Origin of the sequence: Vreelandella azerica, assembly GCF_013112225.1 — a bacterium.
GTDB lineage: Bacteria > Pseudomonadota > Gammaproteobacteria > Pseudomonadales > Halomonadaceae > Vreelandella > Vreelandella azerica.
The window spans coordinates 147444-163039 of the sequence record NZ_JABFHI010000001.1 but is presented as its reverse complement, the minus strand read 5'-3'; the positions used below and the strand labels follow the sequence as shown (position 1 = coordinate 163039).

The window sequence follows — 15596 nt, the reverse complement described above, 5'->3', positions numbered from 1 at the left end:
TCAACAACAAACGCAACCTTCATAGTGAGATCTGCGCTTGACAACCGATACACCTGAACATCCCCAGACGCTTGGCGCTGATAACCCCAGGCGCCGCTGGCCCCGCTGGCTGGCATTAGCAACGTTTACGGCCCTTGGCCTGGTGGCGCTGTGGCTTGGTGGCACCTATTGGCTGCTTAACAGCCAATGGCTACCGGAGCGGCTTTCTCAGTTGGAAGGCATTGATATCCAATGGGAACAGGGCCGCAGCCGCCATCCGGGCCGCTGGGAAGTCGAAGGCCTGATCATCACCCGGGAAGATGAGGCGCTGAACCTTCAGATCCAGGCGGAACGTGCCAGCCTCACGCTGTCGCTGCTTGCCCTGCTGCGCGGTGAGCTGCAGATCATCGCGCTGGACGCCGACGGCATACGGCGGCTCAGAATAGGTGACCAGGCGATTCAGGGTGATGGCCGGTTCAGCCTGCGTGATACCACCCTGAACCGCGACACCCTGGCCATCCCCCAGGCCCGATTACAGCTGGAAAACGGCCAGATTATACGCAACAAGGACAACGCCGTACTGGCACGGGATATCGTGATTGACGCCAACACCCAACTGGATGCCATCACCCTGACCACCACCCAAGGTGAACTCAACCCTGAAGTGATTGCGGCGCTCTCCGCCAATATTCAGCTAAGCGCCCACGCCGATGCTTGGGATGTCTTCATGCCCTACCTGGCGCCGCTGCCCTGGCTGGCGGTTGATGGTCGCGGTGAGCTCAACGCCACACTGGATATTGTCAACGGCTACTTACAGGCCGACAGCCAGCTGACCCTTGCCGCGCCAGCCTTAGGCGTACGTATTGATGAAGCAGCCCTACGCCGCCAAGACGACACCCGCTGGATTCGCCCAGATGCACAGCCGCCCAGCCATCAGGCCCGTGGCGACGGCATCATCACTCTGAAAGTGCCTGATACCAATACGTTAACCCTTGAAGCCGCGCTTAAGGGCGTCAGCATTAATGAAGCACCCAGGGATACAGACTCTTCTGATTTTCCTCTTTCAGCCCCTTATGTCGATAGCGCCACGCTCACCTTTGCGACCGCTGTGGACAACACCCGCCTTGACCAGGTTAGCGTGCCTGAGCAGGCGCAGCTGGCCTTCAACGGCCAGGTCACCCGGCTGGACATGCTGGAACGGCCGTTAAACAATGCACTTGAAGAGCTGTTGGACGACGACGGCCTGACCCTGTCCGGCAACGGCCTGATCAGCGCTAGCGGGCTATTCTCCGTGGATCAACTGCAATCAGCGCAACTTGAAGTCACCGCCAATGCCTTACAAGCGACCGCGCTGGATGTCACCACCGGCGGCCAAGGGCGCCTGACCGCTCAACTGGCTGATGCCGACACCCTGAACGCGCGCCTGATACTCAGTGACGCCAACCTGACCCATCAGGCACGCCCCCTGCTGCAAGGCGCTGAGCTAACGTTTGATCTCGATAGCCCCATCGACCCGGAACGCGCCCGCCAGGATGCCCGCGCCACGCTAAGCTTTGCCGAGGCTCGCCTGCCAGATATTGCCGCCCTGCAAGCCTATCTCGCTCCTTATCTGCCCTCGCCTGCCCCTCTTACGCTGGTCAGTGGCCAGGCGCAAAGCCAGGGCAGCTTCAACCTGACGCCTCAGCGTTTGGACGGCTCTGCCTCCCTCAGCGGTTCCGCCTGGGTGACAGATTGGCAAAGCGCTACCCAGAATCACAGAATGACCAGTCAGATGCAGCTGGATCTTCAGGTTAACGATGCCCAGCTGGATGGCAGTCGCCTGGATATTGGCGGCACCCGTTTGCGTTGGCTGCTGGCAAACGCTGCCCAGCAGCCATCGCTGGAAAGCCTGCTGGTACTGCGCGAAGGCAGGTTTTACCAGACAGAGGACGCACCCAGCGGTCGCTTTGCGCTGGAGGGTAGCGTGCAGCAGCTGGGCTTTCTGAATACCTTCTTGCCTGATGCTCATGGGCTTTCTCTCAGCGGCGGTGGCCAGCTGGTGGCAGAAGGTGAGTTTGCCGATGACCGCCTGATAGCCCCCAGCCGCTTGCGGGTGGATGCTTCCCCACTGGAAGTGCAGTTTCTGGACTACCAGGCCAACGGGCGGGGTGAACTCACCGCCCAGCTTTCCGGCCCTGAAGATGCTCAGCTGACGCTGAGCATTCCCAGCTTCAGGCTCAAGGGCCAGGGTGATTCACGCGCTTCTCTGGAAGGCCGCCACCTGGCCCTGACCACCACCACACAGGCGGTTTCCCGTCTAATGGAAAGCCAGGATCCACGCCATGTCACCACGCGTATCAGCCTGCCGATTATCAGCGTGCCGGACTTAAGCCGTTACAATAGTTACCTGCCTGACGGCGCCGGTATTGCCCTGCACGGCGGTGAAGCCAGCCTGAACAGTGAGATGGTGCTGAAAGGCCTGGATGGCATGGGTGACATCAGCCTGCGCGCCTTTGGCGCTGAGCTGACCCTGCTTGACCAGCGCCTGAAAGGTGATCTGACACTAAACTTCAAGCTGACCGAGGGTGATCTTGAACAGATGCGCTTTAGCGCCGATGACTCTTTCCTGCGCCTGGAAAACGTTCGCCGTCTCAGTGGCGATGGGCATCAGGATGCTGGCTGGTGGGCAGAACTCGGCTTGGAAGATGCCACCCTGGTCTGGCAAACCCCGCTCACCCTTGAAGCCGATGTTGATCTATCGTTACGCGATAGTGGCCTGCTGGCACGGCTGTTTCTGGCCCGCGCCAGAGACAACGACTGGCTAGGCCGCCTGCTCAGCGTGCGCGATATTCAAGGCCGAACCCATCTATCGCTGGCCAGGCAGCAGCTGGCCTTGAGCGGGCTTACCCTGAGTGGCGGCCCATTGACCTTGCTCGCCGAGCTGACGCTGGCGGACAGCACTGCCAACGGGGCGCTTTACGCCCAGCTGGGACAGTTGGGCCTGGGAATTGAGTTAATCGACCGCGAGCCAACGCTCAAGGTGTTACAGCCACAGCGCTGGTTTGAACAGTGGCGTCAAACCCATCAGGCCGCTCAGTCCTTGTCACGCTGACGACGAATCATCCGCACCCGTTCACGGGCTTTTTGAGGCGTAGCCAAGGGTTCATTGGCGGCCTTTTTGGGGGTATCTTTCGGCGGCAGCGTCACCCAGGCAAACACCGGTAGGGATAGATGCCAGTAAATGGCGGAAAGGCGTAGCCCCAGGGTCGTAAACAAGGCCGCCGGAATGGTCATCACCGGGGTGACCCCATGGTGTGAAGGACCACGTAAACCGAGCCGCCGGCAATGGCTGCGGTAGCATAGATTTCTTCGCGCAGCACCATGGGCACCCGCTGGGCCAATACATCGCGAATCATCCCGCCGGCCACGCCGGTCATCATGCCCATCAGCACCGCCACCACCCCAGGGCTACCCAGCAGCAGCGCCTTGTGGGCACCAATCACGCTGAACAGGGCCAGGCCAAAGGCATCCGCCACGGGCAGAAAACCTCGCGACAGGCGGTGAATATAGTGAAAGCCCAGCATAGCCAGGCCCACGGTGGCGAAGATCACCCATAGATAGGTCGGGTCGCTCACCCAGAAGACCGGCCTGACACCCAGCACCAGGTCGCGCAGAGTGCCGCCGCCAATGCCGGTCACGGCGGCCAGCACCAGCATTCCGAAAGGGTCCATGCGATGGCGACAAGCCAGCACCACGCCAGATAGTGCAAACACCACTACTCCGGCCATATCCAGCCAATAAACGACTTGCGACACGCCTGCTCTCCTCAAATAAATAGCGGCCGCAAGCCTAGCACAGCCGGGCCCGCAGCGTTCAGCACTGCGCCGAATTCAGCGCTCAGGGCGTGTCGGTGGCCAGAAAGTGTTCGATAAAAACCTGATAATCCTGGGTGGCACAGTCCGCATAGGTGAATGCCAGGGTGGTCACCACGTTCACAAAGCTGTCTTCACGGGATGACAAGCGCTGACAGACGGCCTTGGCAAAGCCACTCGGGTCGCCCTGGTTCAAGGCGCTGGCCCCGCGTAGATGTTCCCGGGCGAGGATCTCGCCCCACTGGCGGGCTAACTGACGGTAGGATTTGGCCCCGGAGAGTTTGTGAGTAGGCACATCTTTCTTAAAGGGCGAACGCTCGCGTACAGAAAACACCTTGCCGTTCATTTCCAGCCAGCCCAGATAACGGTCCGGATGCTCGGCAATCGCATGAAACGCCGCTGCGTGGCGAATACCTTCATTAATAAAGGCACGCTGCCAGGCACGTTTTTCTGCGGGGTTCATGAAGGAGACGGCTTCCGGCGCGGTCTGCTCCTTGACGTCAAGAATCACATCATCATGCTCGTGATCCTTACCGCCTTCAATCAACACATAAAAGCGCTCAAGGCCCAGAGAACCGGTGCCCGCATCCAGGCGGCGAGCGGTGTCCTTGACCTTGAAATGGTCAGCATCGGCTTCTTTCACCGGGTGCTTCAGGGTCTGCTGATAGCTTTGCTCAATCAGTCGAGTTAACTGGCTGGCCTTATCGGCAGGCAGATTGGCCAGCTTGCCAGGACGCTTGGTAAACCGGCGGCCTTGGTGCTCATCCACTTCTGTCCACTTGGCCAGCATCTTGGCACGGCTCTGTTTATCCGCCACTTTACGCAAGAAGGGCTTTAACGGCCCTTTGGCCGTTTCCAGAGTCACCGCTTCTACCGGTGTACCGTCGCTGTGCTCGATCAGGGTGTCATAATAGCCATTGAGCAGCTTTTTCAATGCCTTGCCAATCGCCTTGGGAGACAGCTCAAGATTTTCACGGGCATCCAGCACTACGCTAATGGCCAGGCGCCACAGGTCGTATTGGTAGTCGGCTACCAGGGCATCATCAAAATCATCCATACCATAACGCACCTGATCATCATGATGACCATAGGCGCCGAAGTTATAGGCATGGGCATCGCCCTGCAGCCAGGTCTGGGTCTCCGGCCAGCCGCCAAACAGGGCAAAGCGCCAGTCATGCCAGACATCATCCCAGTAGAGATGGTTGGTGCCACGGAAAAAGGCATAGGGCGAAAGGGCCATCTTGGCAAACTTGGCCTGCCTGTCTGCCGTGGACAAACCGGCATTAGCGGCAGTGACTGCATCGATAACCTGCTGCGGGCGATTATGCCCGGTAAGCGCCTGGCTCATGGTAGTCCCTTCTGGTTGACTGGTTGATTGAATCGTCTATTCACACATCTTCATTATCGGTGCGGTAGCGCCAAACGACAATCTTGGGGGCTGGAATAGACCGGCCAGCTGGATAATTGATCCTATGCCAACTGGAACGGATACACCGGGCCGATTTCCAGCAAGCGGGTCAGTTCATCCAGAGCGGTTAATGACTCCGTCGCCAGCTGCGGGTCAGCCAGATCATCCACTGCCAGGCGGTCACGGTAGTGACGATTAACCCAAGCGGTCAGATCCGCGTAGAGGTCATCGTTGAGCAGTACACGCCCTGAAAGAGCCGCCTGTTCGGTAGCTGACAGCGCCACACGCAGGCGCAGGCAAGCAGGGCCGCCGCCGTTGCGCATACTTTGCTTGACATCCTTGACGATCACTTCGCCAATCGGGTTGTTACCCGCCAGAATGAAATCCTGAAGAGTGCGCCACACCGCTTCGCGCTCCTGGCATTCGCCGGGTACTACCAGCGTCATGCTGCCATCCAGGTTGGACAGCAGCTGGGAGTTGAACAGATAAGAAGCCACCGCATCTTCCATGCTCACCGCCGCTAGCGGCACCCGTACCGGAATCAGCGGGGTAGACATCTTGGCGCGCAGTTCCTCCAGGGTGCACTCTTCATCTATAAACGCCATTTCGTGATACAGCAACACAGGCCCATTGCCTACAGCAATCACATCATTGTGAAAGACACCGGCATCAATGGCATCAGGATGCTGCTGGGCAAACACCGTCTGGGCCTCGCTTAAGCCATGCTGGCGAGCCACCGCCTGGCTGGCTTCCAGAGTCTGACGGGCCGGATAGCGCTGGGGCTCACGCTCGCCGCCAAACGCTTGGCGGCCATACACAAACAAATGCACACCGGGCTCGCCGTAATCGCCGCACAGACGGGTGTGGTTGGCCGCCCCTTCATCAGAGAATGCCGGGGTGCCGGGCAGTGCCGGGTGATGGGCAAAATGCTCCTCAGCGCGGAAAATCGCCTGCAGAACACGCCCGGTGGTGGGCGGCTCCAGGTAGCGATGAAAGCTCGACTGCAGATTGGCCGGAGTAAAATGCACCCGGCGATCCGGCGCGTCCACGCTGGGCGTAACCGTAACGGCGTTGGCGGTCCACATGCTCGACGCCGAACATACAGCGCGCAGCAGCTGAGGCGCCTCGCTGGCGGCGCGCTGGAGAATCTCGCCATCCGTGCCGCTGAACCCCAGCGCCCGCAAGGCGCCAAGGTCTGGGCGCTGCTGGGGCGGTAGCACCCCTTGAGCATAGCCTGCGTCCATCAGCGATTTCATCTTGGCCAGGCCCTGCAGCGCGCCCTCCTTAGGGTTGGAGACCAAGCCACCATGGCTCATGGACGCCACGTTGCCATGGGCCAGCCCGGAATAGTTGTGAGTCAGTCCCACCAGACCATCGAAATTGACTTCGCGCACCCCACTCATAGGTGACTCACTCATAAATGCACTCCTGGAGGCAGCTTGTCGGGCATTTCCAGGCTGTCGGCCTCCATCGAGGCCACCGGATAGGCGCAGTAATCAGCGGCATAAAAAGCGCTTGGCCGATGGTTGCCGCTATCGCCCACGCCACCAAAGGGCGCATCCCCCGAGGCGCCGGTGGTCTGGCGGTTCCAGTTGACGATCCCCGCGCGGATACGCAGCAGGAAGTCATCCCAGTCCGCTCGTTCGCCACCAATCAGACCCGCAGACAGGCCATAGCGGGTATCGTTGGCCAGGCGCAGTGCTTCATCCCAGTCACGGTAACGATAGACTTTGAGCAAGGGGCCGAAGTGTTCTTCATCCGGTACGTCCAGGCCAGTTACATCAATCAGCGCCGGGCTGACCAGGCTGGTATTGGCTTCCAGGCGCAGCATCCGGTTGATGATGGTGCCGCCCAGGTTTTCGAGCGCCTCCTGGGCCTTGAGCAGCCCATCCGCCGCTGCCACGCTGACCAGGCCTGAGTAGAAGGGTTCAGGATCGTTACTGAACTGCCCGGCCAGATGCAGCTGGCCAATCGCTTCAGCCAGGGCATCAATCAGGTGATCCCCCACCTCGCCTTCCGGCACGATCAAGCGCCGGGCGCAGGTGCAGCGCTGGCCGCCGGAGAGAAACGCCGATTGCAGTATGGCCAGCACGGCGGCCCGCTGATCCGGCACATCCTTGACCACCAGGGGATTGTTACCTCCTAGCTCCAGCGCCAGAATCTTGTCGAGCTGGCCGGCAAACTGCTTGTGCAGCATGCCGCCTACCTTGGCACTACCGGTAAATAATAGGCCATCAATACCTGGGGCCGCTGCCAGCGCCTGCCCCACGGCCACACCGCCTTGCACCAGATTGATCACGCCTTCCGGCAGCCCAGCTTCCAGCCAGCACTGCAGAGTCAGATCAGCGGTGAGCGGGGTCTGGTCGCTGGGTTTGAACACCACGCAGTTACCCGCCAAAAGCGCTGGCACCATATGCCCATTGGGTAAATGACCCGGGAAGTTGTAAGGCCCGAACACCGCCATCACCCCATGGGGTCGGTGGCGCAACACTGCCTTGGTGCTGCCCACGTCCTTTTCACGCTCACCGGTGCGCTCATGGTAGGCCTTGAGTGACAGAGCCACCTTGCCAATCATGGCGCCGACTTCTGTACGGGCTTCCCACAGCGGTTTACCGGTTTCGCTGGCGATGGCAATAGCCAGGGCTTCACGATGCTTTCCCAGCACCTCGGCAAAACGTTCCACCAGTGCCTGGCGCTCGGCAAAGGGCTGGCGTGCCCAACTCGGAAACGCTCGGCGTGCTGCACCAACGGCGGCGTCTACCTGAGCCTCTGAAGCACTGGCCCCTTGCCATAAGCGAGTGGCGGATACCGGGTCATGCTTGCTCAGCTCGGCAACCTCGCCGCTGACCCAGGCGCCATTGATCAGCTGTTGTTGTTGGGGATTCATGGGCTTGGCGTGCATACAGTCTCCTAGGTTTCGAGTAAGCGCAGGCTATCGCCGCTGACAACGCCGAGACGCTGCGCTTCTTCTTCGCTGAGGGTGATGACATCATCTTGCGGCGCGCGGCCAATCCAGCAGGCCGAAAAGTGTTGCATATCGGTCGTTGCAGCCAGCCAGCGGCTAACGCTTTCCTCGCGGGCTGTGGCCGACACCTTGACGTCATAAAGGTGTGAATGGCGCACCGCGCGTACATCGTCGATATAGGCTTCCACCGTCGGGCCGCCGTCAAAGATATCGATAAAGCCCTCCCAGCGCAGGCCTTCTTTCTTGAGCATTTCCAGCGCCGGGCGAGTATGGCGGTGCACCTGACCGATACAGGCGCGCGCTTCTTCTGACATGAAGGTAGTGTAGATCGGGAACTTGGGCATCAGCTCGCCGATAAAGCTCTTCTGGCCCAGGCCTGTCAGGCGGTCGGCCTCGTCAAAGTCCATCGGGAAAAAATGCTTGCCCAGGCTCTCCCAGAAGGGGCTGCGGTTATTGTCATCAAACACACCGCGCATTTCAGCCAGCACCTTGCCGGGAAACTGATCGCGGAACTGGGCAATAAACAGCCAGCGCGCCTTGGAGAGTAATGCGCCGTTACGCAGGTGCTTGTGGGCTTCGCCGCGAAACTCCGGGCGCAGGAACAGCGAACAGACTTCCGCATCCCCGGTGTGATCAGAGCTTAAGAACAGCGTGTCAATAGTGCGGTGCAGATCCAGCTGCACCGAGGAATGCGCCAGGGTGCCCAGTCGATAATGGTAAAACGGCACCTCGTGGCCAATCTCACCTTCAATGGCACAGCAACCGGCCAGCTCGCCGCTGGTTTCATCTTCCAGCACGAAAAAATACAGACGATTATTCTTGGGGGTGCGCTGTTCAAAGGCGCTGGCGGCCAATTCAATCTTGCTGGCCAGAAACTCACGGTTATCCGGTAAGGAGGTAAAGCCAACGCCTGCCTGTTGCGCAAGCACCTGAAGCCCATCAAGATCGCCGCGGGCAATGGGTCGAATGCGCATCACATTTCTCCTTCATCGTGGGCATCTACTGCTGCCGACAGCGCCAGCGGTGCCGCCAACACGGCGCGCCCTTCTTCCACGCCAAGGTGCTCGGCGTCTTCAGGTGAGAGAATCAGCTGATCCGTCGGGGAAAGCGCATAGCGCGCCACCAGGCAACGAAACTCTCCCAGCTTCTGGTTAGCAATCATGGCGGGTTCTGCATCCGGCAGGGTGTGTGCCGGGCGAATGCGTACCGGATGCCAGGCGGCGCGGCGAATACTCTCCAGCCGGTCACGCTCGGCTTTGACAATCGGCCCGGCGTCGAAAATATCCACGTGCCGGGAGCGCACAAAGCCTTCTGCCAGCATTTCTGCCAGAGCGTCTTCGTGGGCCGGGTGCTCACGCCCTATCGCTGCCCTTGCCTGAGGCGTGAGCAGCGGCAGATACAGAGGGAACTGCGGCATTACCTCGGCAATAAAGCTTTTCGAGCGCACCCCGGCAATGTGGTTCATTTCCTGATAGCCACGGGCGAAGAAGTGCCGCCCGACGCTTTCCCAGAAAGGCGACTGACTGTTTGCATCCAGATAACCGGGGAACGCCACCGCCAGAATGCGTGAAAAACGCTCAGGGTACTGGGCGATAAACATCAGGCGCGCGCGGCGTAACAGGCTTTCTGCTGTAGTACCCTTGTAGCGCGGATCCAAAGACATGGCGCATAGCAGGGTGGCATCCGAGGCTTCATGGGACAGTGACAGCGTCTGTACTTCACGGCGCACATTCAACTGCTGGGAGGCGTGGATCAGAGTTTCCTGCCGGTAGGTATAATACGCCTCCGCCGCTCCTGCCTGGGCGCGAATGGTCGCCGTGCCCAGCACTTCTCCCGTGGCGCCTACCGCTGCGTTTCCTGGCTTTTGTTCAGTCGCCTTGTTTTCAGTGACCTGCTTTTCAATGACAAAGGTGTAGTGTTCGTCGCCGGGGAACTCAACGTCGCGACTGAAGGCAGCCTCTGAGCGGGCAATCCGCTCTTCCAGGCGCTCTCGGCTGGCAGGCAGGTTCGTCAGCCGTGGCTTTGCCTGTTCGGCAAGCGCCAGCAAGGCATCCAGATCGTCGGAACATACCGGTCGGATGATCAACATCCCGTTCTCCTCAGCCCTGGGCTACCAGACGCTCGATAGCGCGTTCAAGGCGTGCCATGCCTTCTTTAATGTCCGCTTCCGGGATCACCAGAGACGGCGCCATACGCAGGACGTTAGGGCCTGCAATCAGCGCCATCACGCCTTCTTCAATCGCCAGAGGCAGGATATCTTTGGCACGACCTTCATATTCAGGCGACATTTCTGCGCCCATCAGCATGCCCATGCCGCGAATTTCCTTGAACACGCCATATTTATGATTGATCGCTTGCAGGTGCTCACGAAACAGTTCATGACGCTTTTTCACGCCGTCAAGCACCTCAGGCGTATCGATAAACTCAACCGCCGCCAGGGCCACCGCAGAGGCCAGGGCATTGCCGCCATAGGTAGACCCATGGGTGCCGATGGCCAGCGACTTGGCGATGGCCTCAGTGGTCAGCATGGCGCCCACCGGGAAACCACCACCGAGGGATTTGGCGCTGGTGAGAATATCCGGGGTAATGCCGAAATTCTTGTAGGCATAAAGTTCGCCGCTGCGGCCAACCCCGGTCTGTACTTCATCGAAGATCAGCAGGGCATCGTTTTCATCGCACAGATCCCGCAGGCCCTGAAGGAATTCCTGGGTTGCCGGGACGATACCGCCCTCGCCCTGCATGGGTTCCACCATGATGGCGCAGGTATCATCGCCTACCAGCTGGCGAACGCTTTCCAGATCGTTGAAGGTGGCATGCAGAATACCGCCCGGCACCGGGCCGAAACCTTGGGAATATTTCGGCTGGCCACCGACGCTGACAGTAAAGAAGGTGCGGCCATGGAATGACTGGGTAAACGAGATGATCTTGTCTTTCTGCTCACCGAAATGATCCACCGCATAGCGACGCGCCAGCTTCAAGGCCGCTTCGTTGGCTTCACCCCCTGAAGAGCACAGATAGACCTTGTCAGCAAAGGTGCGCTTGACCAGGGCTTCCGCCAGTTTGAGGGCGGGCTCATTGGTGAAGACGTTGGAAAGATGCCAGAGCTTTTCGCTCTGCTCCTTGATCGCATTCACCAACACCGGATGGCAATGGCCCAATGAGTTGACCGCAATACCACCGGCAAAATCAATAAACTCGCGCCCTTGCTGATCCCACAGGCGGCTGCCTTCACCGCGCACCGGAATCACCTGCTGGGGCGCGTAGTTGGGCGCCATGTAGTGATCAAAATCCTGACGTGTCGGGGTCGTAATCATGAATCCTACCTCCGGAAAAGCGGTGAGCCGTGGACGACATATCCATACGGGCATGGTGTTTAAGAACAGTGTGCTTAAGAACAATTTTTTTAAGAATAATTTTTTAAGAAAAATGTTTTTAAGAACAATGTGTTTGATAACAATCTTTCAATAACGGTGCTTGTATTAACCGTAAATTGAATAACATTAAGTTGAATGACATTTAGTATACGGGTGGCCACTGGCGTTGCGCTTACAGGGATGGGACAACGAATTATCAAAAGCGGCGCCCTTATGGGCCCTTGGCCTCAAACCAGACGCTCTTCACGGGGCGTCAGGCCAAAGTGGTTGCGATAGGCTGTGGAAAAATGCGCGCCAGAGGAAAAGCCGGTATTCAGGGCGATATCACCTACCGGGCTGTCGCTCTCACGCAGCTGTTTGCGCGCCTCGGTTAGGCGTAAATCCAGATAGTAGCGGCTGGGAACCGCCTGCAGGTACTTCTTGAACAGGCGTTCCAGCTGACGCCGGGAAATCCCCAGATGCTCGGCCAGCTCCAGCGTGGAAAGCGGCTCTTCGATATTGGCTTCCATCAGAGTCACCGCATCAATCAGGCTTTGTGGCGCATGGCCTAAGCGGTTTTTCAGCGGCACGTGCTGGCGCTCATCCGCCAGGCGAATGCGGTCACATACAAAGTGTTCTGAGACCTGCTCGGCCAGGCGCGCGCCGTGATGCTCACCGATCAGCGTTAGCATCATATCCATGGCGGCCGTGCCGCCCCCACAAGTGATACGATCGCGGTCAATCTCAAACAGCTGCTGGGAAAGCGCCACCTGAGGGTAAGCCTGGGAAAAAGCATCAAAGCGCTGCCAGGGCAAGGTGGCCCGGTAGTTTTCCAACAAGCCACAGCGCGCCAGCACTTCAGTACCGCCTGCCAGCCCCCCAGGCACACCTTACGGCCCTGCTGCTCGCGCAGCCACTCGTTGAGCCGGGGCGGCAAAGTGTAAGGCAAGGGCGCGGGGGCACATACCAACACCATATCCAGCGGCCCCAGCGGCTCGCCCAACGCATGCTGGGCATTCAGAGACAGCTCGGCACCACTGCGCACAGGCGCCTCACTCAGGCTGATGGTAATGGTCTGATAGAGCAGCTGGCCACTGAGCTGGTTGGCCATTTGCAACGGCTCCAGGGCGCAGGCATGTGCCAGCAGTGAAAAGCCGGGCAGCAGCACAAAAGCCACACGCCGTCGGGTGGCAGGCGCAAGGGGCTGAATAGGGTCAAAAGGCATGTGCGTTCACATCGTTTATCCACGCCGGTGGTAAAAAGTCCTTGTTATACCTTTATTTACTGCCACGTCAGTCAAAACTACGCAAGCAGGAACACGCGTTAACGCAAAAAAGCGGCCTGAAATATAAAAGCCGGGCGAGCGCCCGGCAATAATCAGCCTTTAGCCTCTATCAATTAGCGCCAGACAAGAACCAGACGGCGAGTAAGGCAACAGCGCCGACGATCACTGCTATCAGCGCCCAAGGCAGTTTACCTGCTGGCTTTTGCGCCTCAGGCTGGCGCTGTGGTTCAGACACTTCAAAGGTTTCAGGCTTACGCCGTTCAAGAATATCCTCTTCTGGTTCTTTTGAGGGCTGGTTTTCTCGGGTATCCATAAGGCACTCCCATGATAACCGGTGAACGAAAGCAACATATCCGGGCCGCTAGCGGGCGTCCCGAAATATGGCTCTATAAGCTAATGACATCAAACTCCGCCACAGGGTTCACATCTGCCTCATAATCCACATCATCGCGCTCAAAGCCAAACAGCTTGAGGAACTCGTGCTTGTAGCCAGCGTAATCGGTGATCTCGAAAAGATTCTCGGTGGTCACCTGCGGCCACAGATCCTTACAGGCCTGCTGAACATCATCGCGCAGCTCCCAGTCATCCAGGCGCACGCGGCCCACCGCGTCCGTGCTGTTATCATCGCCGTAGAGTTTGTCTCCAAACAGGCGATTCAGCTGATCAATAGTGCCCTCATGCAGGCCCTTTTCCTTCATGATGCGGTAGACCATGGCGATATATAGCGGCATCACCGGAATGGCCGCACTGGCCTGGGTGACCACTGACTTGAGCACTGCCACATTGGCGCTTCCACCGCTCTGCTTGAGCTTGTCATCAATGGCAGTTGCCGCGCGGTCGAGATCTTCCTTGGCCTTACCCAGAGCACCGTGCCAGTAGATCGGCCAGGTAATCTCTGTACCGATGTAGCTGAACGCCACGCTGCGCGCGCCTTCGGCCAGCACGCCTGCCTTGTCCAGCGCGTCCATCCACAGTTCCCAGTCCTCGCCGCCCATCACCATGATGGTGTCGTCGATTTCCTGCTGGGTGGCGGGTTCCACTTCTGCCTCGATGATGGCGTCCTTGTTGGTATCAATGGCAGTGGCACGATAGGTCTCGCCAATCGGCTTCAGGCTGGAGCGTTTGACCTCGCCGCTGTCCGGCAGTTTGCGCACCGGCGATGCCAGTGAGTAAACCACCAGGTCGACCTCCCCCATGTCTTGCTTGATCAGCTCGATGGCTTTTTCCCGAGCTTCGTGGGAAAACGCATCGCCATTGATCGACTTACTGTAAAGCCCTTCCTGCTTGGCAAACTTGTCAAAGGCGGCAGAGTTATACCAACCCGCGGTACCGGTGCGCTTTTCAGTGCCTGGCTTTTCGAAGAAGACACCCAGGGTGTCGGCGCCGTAGCCAAAGGCAGCGGTGATGCGCGCCGCCAGGCCGTAGCCGCTGGAAGCACCAATCACCAATACCTTTTTAGGGCCACTGGCTTTATTCAGCCCGCGGGCGCGGGTGGCGTCAATCTGTTCGCGTATATTCTGTTCGCAGCCAACAGGGTGGGTGGTGGTGCAGATAAAACCGCGTACCTTGGGTTTGATAATCACATTGAGCCTCGTTGTGTTGGATCACTGTCATGCGCTGTTGCGCTATTGTGACGCCAATTCTAACTGGCTGCAGGCGTTATGTCCGCCCCCATGTTGTGGCCTGCGTCGCCGCAAGGCAGTGGCGCTTGAGAATGGCCGAGGTTCAAGGCAGGATAGCAGGCTGAATCAAGGTGGCGGGGGCAAGGTGATATGAACGCACAGCAGTTGGTCGATGAACGCGGTGACTTGTGGTTGGCGTTGGCGCCTTTATGGCTCGACCGAGAGCCGGGGAGCGGGATTATGCGCGCATGGTCGAGGTCATCGAGCGTTACGAACTCAGCCTGCAGGAGCTTGAGTGGGTATTCCGCCTGGAGCTGGCTCCGGTGATGTCCCGTTACCAGCTGTCGGTGGCCAGCGAGTGGCGTAAATTTGATGACTACCAGCTGATGAAGCGTCTGGTCAGCCATAACCTGCGCCTGACCGGCTGGCGGCGCAAGCGCTGGGCACTGTTTTCAGGCCTGACCACCATGATGACCCGTCACCGCATCAATGAACTGATGAACCGTCTGATTGTACATCGCGGTCAGCTACCTTCCTGATCGGCACGGCTACGGATTAGTTTCCAAGAGCTTGGTTTCCAAGAGCTTGGCTTCCAGCGCTTAACTTCGCTTGAAAGCACTCAGGTCCTGCGGGTCGAAATGGGTGACTTCTTCCGACATGCCCAGCTTTTCGCGTTTGAGTTTGACTTCAAGCTTTTCTGCCAGGCGTTCGGCGTCATCGTCCGGAGTACGGTCGTTAAGCTCGGCCAGTTGCTGCATGCCCTGATGGTAGAAGGTCAGGATATCCAGGGCAACGCGATTGTCAGCTTTTACTTCACGGCGCAGTGTGGACAGATAACCACTGATCTGACCCAGATGATGCTTGAGCTGCCAGACGTAGCGCACCTCGTTCATCCAGGGTCGGTCTTTCAAGGCGGCAAACAGGGCACTGGTGGCCAAAAGGCCTAAAAAGACACCCAGCGCATTAAGCCAGAAGCTGCTCCCAAAAGTGGTGGTCAGCAGCATGGCAAACAGCATACCGAAGATGATCAGCTGACCGGCCATGGCCACACTGATCATACGCGCCTTGCGGCGGTAAACCTCGGGTTCGTACTCTTCCAGTTGAAATACTACCGCCATGGGCGACCTCTTATC

At 58.8% G+C, this 15596-nt stretch carries 10 protein-coding genes and 3 pseudogenes; 2 read left to right on the top strand and 11 right to left on the bottom strand.

Annotated features, from left to right (window positions below):
- Nucleotides 1-37 precede the first annotated feature (37 nt).
- Nucleotides 38-3070 (top strand): hypothetical protein, encoded by a 3033-nt coding sequence (locus tag HLB35_RS00780; protein WP_235936919.1) that lies wholly within the window; start codon nt 38-40, stop codon nt 3068-3070.
- Here the strand turns inward: HLB35_RS00780 and HLB35_RS00775 are convergent.
- The 10 genes and pseudogenes from HLB35_RS00775 to fabV form a co-directional block, all read right to left on the bottom strand.
- Nucleotides 3052-3773: pseudogene (locus tag HLB35_RS00775) on the bottom strand (trimeric intracellular cation channel family protein). The gene HLB35_RS00780 and the pseudogene HLB35_RS00775 overlap by 19 nt on opposite strands.
- Before the next feature lie 82 nt (nt 3774-3855).
- Nucleotides 3856-5178: a DUF2252 domain-containing protein gene (locus tag HLB35_RS00770; protein ID WP_171701150.1), complete on the bottom strand. Its 1323-nt coding sequence runs from the start codon at nt 5176-5178 to the stop codon at nt 3856-3858.
- A gap of 122 nt (nt 5179-5300) precedes the next feature.
- Nucleotides 5301-6656 (bottom strand): N-succinylarginine dihydrolase, encoded by a 1356-nt coding sequence (gene astB, locus HLB35_RS00765; RefSeq protein ID WP_171701149.1) that lies wholly within the window; start codon nt 6654-6656, stop codon nt 5301-5303.
- Nucleotides 6653-8125, bottom strand: a complete 1473-nt coding sequence (gene astD / locus HLB35_RS00760) for a succinylglutamate-semialdehyde dehydrogenase (protein WP_171701560.1) — start codon at nt 8123-8125, stop codon at nt 6653-6655. The genes astB and astD overlap by 4 nt, the downstream gene beginning before the upstream one ends.
- A gap of 23 nt (nt 8126-8148) precedes the next feature.
- A complete protein-coding gene (gene astA, locus HLB35_RS00755; protein ID WP_171701148.1) occupies nt 8149-9177 on the bottom strand; it encodes an arginine N-succinyltransferase in 1029 nt (342 codons plus the stop codon).
- Nucleotides 9177-10292, bottom strand: a complete 1116-nt coding sequence (locus tag HLB35_RS00750; protein WP_171701147.1) for an arginine N-succinyltransferase — start codon at nt 10290-10292, stop codon at nt 9177-9179. Before HLB35_RS00750 ends, astA begins: the two co-directional genes overlap by 1 nt.
- Nucleotides 10293-10302: 10 nt before the next feature.
- Nucleotides 10303-11517, bottom strand: a complete 1215-nt coding sequence (locus HLB35_RS00745) for an aspartate aminotransferase family protein (RefSeq protein ID WP_171701146.1) — start codon at nt 11515-11517, stop codon at nt 10303-10305.
- A 287-nt stretch (nt 11518-11804) separates the two neighbouring features.
- A pseudogene (locus tag HLB35_RS00740) lies at nt 11805-12781 on the bottom strand (GlxA family transcriptional regulator).
- 169 nt (nt 12782-12950) lie between these two features.
- The gene (locus HLB35_RS00735) at nt 12951-13154 is read right to left on the bottom strand and encodes a hypothetical protein (protein ID WP_171701145.1); all 204 of its coding nucleotides are present in this window, start codon (nt 13152-13154) and stop codon (nt 12951-12953) included.
- A 73-nt stretch (nt 13155-13227) separates the two neighbouring features.
- Nucleotides 13228-14424: an enoyl-ACP reductase FabV gene (gene fabV / locus HLB35_RS00730; protein ID WP_171701144.1), complete on the bottom strand. Its 1197-nt coding sequence runs from the start codon at nt 14422-14424 to the stop codon at nt 13228-13230.
- A gap of 189 nt (nt 14425-14613) precedes the next feature.
- Here fabV and HLB35_RS00725 point away from each other — a divergent pair.
- Nucleotides 14614-15002, top strand: a pseudogene (locus tag HLB35_RS00725) (DUF7079 family protein).
- A gap of 60 nt (nt 15003-15062) precedes the next feature.
- Here HLB35_RS00725 and HLB35_RS00720 read toward each other — a convergent pair.
- Nucleotides 15063-15581, bottom strand: coding sequence for a DUF3087 family protein (locus tag HLB35_RS00720; RefSeq protein WP_171701143.1), 519 nt, complete (start codon nt 15579-15581; stop codon nt 15063-15065).
- Nucleotides 15582-15596: the final 15 nt, after the last annotated feature.